Raw genomic sequence first — 3,135 nt, 5'->3', positions numbered from 1 at the left:
TCCATCGCGATTCCGTTCAATCCGCCGACATCGCCCATGCCGCACTCCGTCCGCGCCGCGACGATCCGCATCGCACCGGCCTGCATCACACCGGCTCGCCTCGCGTCCGCCCGCATCGCGGCACCGCTGGCCGCGCTGCTCGCCGCTACCGCGCTGGAAGCCCAGGCACCGCGCGTGCCGGACCGCGACCCGCGCGTGCGCCAAGCCCTGGAGCACGTGCGCGCCACGGAGCCGCAGACCATCGAGGAGCAGATCGCCATCTGCCAGGTCGAGGCGCCGCCCTTCAAGGAAGCCCGCCGCGCGGAAGACTTTCGCCGCCGGCTGGAGGCGCTGGGGCTGCGCAACGTGCGCATCGACGCCGAGGGCAACGTCATCGCCGAGCGGCCGGGCGAACCGGGCGAGCCCGTCGTCGTCATCTCCGGCCACCTGGACACCGTCTTTCCCGAGGGCACCGACGTCACCGTGCGCCGCGACGGGACGACCCTGCGCGGCCCCGGCATCGGCGACGACTGCCGCGGGCTGGCCATCGTCCTGGCCGTGGCGCGGGCCCTGGAGCAGGCGCAGGTGCGCACGCGCGGCACCCTCCTCTTCGTGGGCACCGTGGGCGAGGAGGGGCCGGGGAACCTGCGCGGCGTGCGCCACCTGTTCGGCAGCGAGCTGGCAGGGCGCGTGGACTACTTCATCTCCGTGGACGGCACCGGGCTGGGGCTCACCAGGGACGCCGTCGGCAGCCACCGATATACCGTCACCTACCGCGGCCCCGGCGGCCACAGCTACGGCGACTTCGGCGCGCCCAACCCTGTCCACGCGCTGGGCCGCGCCATCGCCAGGGTGAGCGAGTTCCAGGTGCCCGCGGATCCGCGCGTCACCTTCAGCGTGGGCATCGTGGAGGGCGGCACGTCCGTGAACTCCATCGCCATGTCCGCCAGCATGCAGGTGGACATGCGCTCGGTGGATGCGTCCGCGCTGGATTCGCTGGACGCGCGCTTCCAGGCGGCCATCCGCCAGGCGCTGGACGAGGAGAACGCGCGCTGGAGCCAGGGCGAGCGGCTGACGATGGAGATTGACACCATCGGCCTGCGCCCCGCCGGCACGCAGGGCGACGACACGCGCATCGTCCAGGCGGCGCGCGCGGCGGGGCGGACGCTGGGCTTCGAGGTGCCGGCCATCGCCAGCAGCACGGACGCCAACATCCCCATCGCCCTGGGCATCCCCGCCGTGACCATCGACGGCGGCGGGCGCGGCGGCGGCGCGCACTCCCTGGGCGAGTGGTTCGACACGACGGACAGCCACCTGGGCACCCAGTGGGCCCTGCTCTTCGTCCTCACCCTCGCCGGCGTGCGGTAGGGGACGCCGCGCTCGACGATCGGAGAATCGGCCCCGCGTCCGGACGGACGCGGAGCCGATCCGCACGCATCTTGCGATGATCCTTATCCGACACTAACTGTTGGTGTGCGCGCGTCGCATGGGACGCGTGCGATCCGGTTCCGCTCACCAGGAGGCTGTCATGATCGACACGCTGCGCAGGACCAGACGGTTGCTGTTCGGGCTGACGATTGCCGCGTCGCTGGGGTTCGGCGCGCAGCAGGCGCTGGCGGAGCCCGTCGCGGCCCGCTCCGATTGCGACGGCGAGGGGCAGGTCTACATGGGCACGTGCCCCGCGTCGCGTGACTGTGGATACCTGTGCGCCAGCGGGGTGGGCGCGTGCTTCGGCGGCTGCTGCAACTGCCGGTTCTGACGCGTCCGGCCGGGCGGCGTCCGGCCGCCCGGCGTTCCCCCATCCGACGGAGGTTGACCGCATGACGCGAAGCATCTGCATCGCCGCCGCCCTGCTGCTGGCGGGCACGGCGGCCGCCAGCGCGCCGGCCACGCATCCGCCGCGCGCGGACGGCTACGACATCCACGCCGAGTACATCGTCACGGCGGGCGAGACGTGCGGGCACTGGGCCTCGCTGGACGGCTCCCCCCTGTCCAGCGTGGACTGGGCCGTCAACGGCGTCGTCGTGGCCCAGGACGCGTCCGGGATGAACTACCTGAACGACGGCTCGCCGTACACCGTCTCCATCGGCGAGGTGAGCGGCGGCGTCTTTTCGGCGTGGTACTCCGAGGAGTTCACGCCGCAGGAACTGCCGTACGTGGCCTGCTTCACCGTCTGAGACGCCCTTCCAACCCGACGAGGTGATCCCGATGAAGCGCATCTCCATCCTTGCCGCCGCCCTGCTGCTGGCGGGCACGGCCAGCGCGGGCGCCGGCTCCACGGGGCCGGCGCGGGCGTACGACATCGTCACGCAGGTATCCATCCCGGCCGGCGCCAGCTGCGGGCACTACGCCACCAGCAACGGCAACGGTATATGGGGGCTGGACTGGGCGGTGAACGGCGTGGTGGTGGCGGAGGACGCCGACAGCGGCATCAACTACCAGAACGACGGATCGCCGTACACCGTGGCGTTCGGCGAGGTGGTGGGCGGGGTGTTCCAGGAGTGGTACTCCGAGGTGTTCTACCCCGAGCCCAACGACGGCCCGTTCTCGATGGCGTGCCTGGAAGTCTGATAGGATGCGATGCCACGAGGCCGCCGATCTCCCCTGATCGGCGGCCTCGTCGCGTCACCAGCCTGCGTCGCGTCCGATGGGCAGCGAGTCCAGCGGGACCAGCCGCCGTCCATCCCAGCGGTAGTAGACGCTCCGGGCGAGGCTCCCCACGGCGTCTGTCGCGTCGGCGCCGTACGCCTCCAGCCACGCGTCCGGCGGATCGGCGACGAGCAGCTCGCTGTCCAGCCGGTAGCCGGCGCCCACGGAGAGCGGCCGGCCACCGAACGTCACGCGTCCCGTCCGCGCGTCGATGATGGCGAACGACTGGCAGCTCGTCCCGCATCCCCACTGCACGAACGTGTAGCGCCCCGCGAAGTTGGGTCCCTTTCGCGCCGCCTCGCGCAGCACGGTGCCGATCTGCCGCGCGCCCTCCGCGCTGGCCAGGTCCACGGGCGCGGGCGTGCCGGTGAACGTCTCGCGCGCGGGATGATCCGCGAAGCGCGGCATGGACTGCGCGCGCCGGCGCACCTCCGCCTCGCGCCGCGTCCGCCGCTCCGCCGCGGTGTCCGCCGTGGGCGCGGGCGGAACCGATTGGATGACGGCCTG

The 3,135-nt window shown here is 72.5% G+C and carries 4 protein-coding genes and 1 pseudogene; 4 read left to right on the top strand and 1 reads right to left on the bottom strand.

Annotated elements, in window-relative coordinates:
• From VFZ20_RS05900 to VFZ20_RS05885, 4 genes are all read left to right on the top strand, one after another.
• Positions 1-1,347 (top strand): M20/M25/M40 family metallo-hydrolase (locus VFZ20_RS05900; protein ID WP_329682912.1); only part of this gene is annotated, 1,347 nt, incomplete at its 5' end.
• A gap of 160 nt (positions 1,348-1,507) precedes the next feature.
• Complete coding sequence (locus VFZ20_RS05895) at positions 1,508-1,738, top strand: hypothetical protein (RefSeq protein ID WP_329682911.1); 231 nt, start codon at positions 1,508-1,510, stop codon at positions 1,736-1,738.
• Between the two features lie 61 nt (positions 1,739-1,799).
• Entirely contained in the window at positions 1,800-2,156 is a 357-nt protein-coding gene (locus VFZ20_RS05890) for a hypothetical protein (protein WP_329682910.1), read from the top strand.
• Positions 2,157-2,187: 31 nt separating this feature from the next.
• Positions 2,188-2,550 carry a hypothetical protein gene (locus VFZ20_RS05885; RefSeq protein ID WP_329682909.1) on the top strand — a complete coding sequence of 121 codons (363 nt, stop codon included), beginning with the start codon at positions 2,188-2,190 and terminating at the stop codon, positions 2,548-2,550.
• 54 nt (positions 2,551-2,604) lie between these two features.
• Here VFZ20_RS05885 and VFZ20_RS05880 read toward each other — a convergent pair.
• Positions 2,605-3,135: pseudogene (locus VFZ20_RS05880) on the bottom strand (hypothetical protein); the annotation flags it as partial.

Origin of the sequence: Longimicrobium sp., from assembly GCF_036280135.1 — a bacterium.
GTDB lineage: Bacteria > Gemmatimonadota > Gemmatimonadetes > Longimicrobiales > Longimicrobiaceae > Longimicrobium.
The sequence above is the reverse complement of the archived record's forward strand: the minus strand, read 5'-3'. Positions and strand labels throughout refer to the sequence as shown.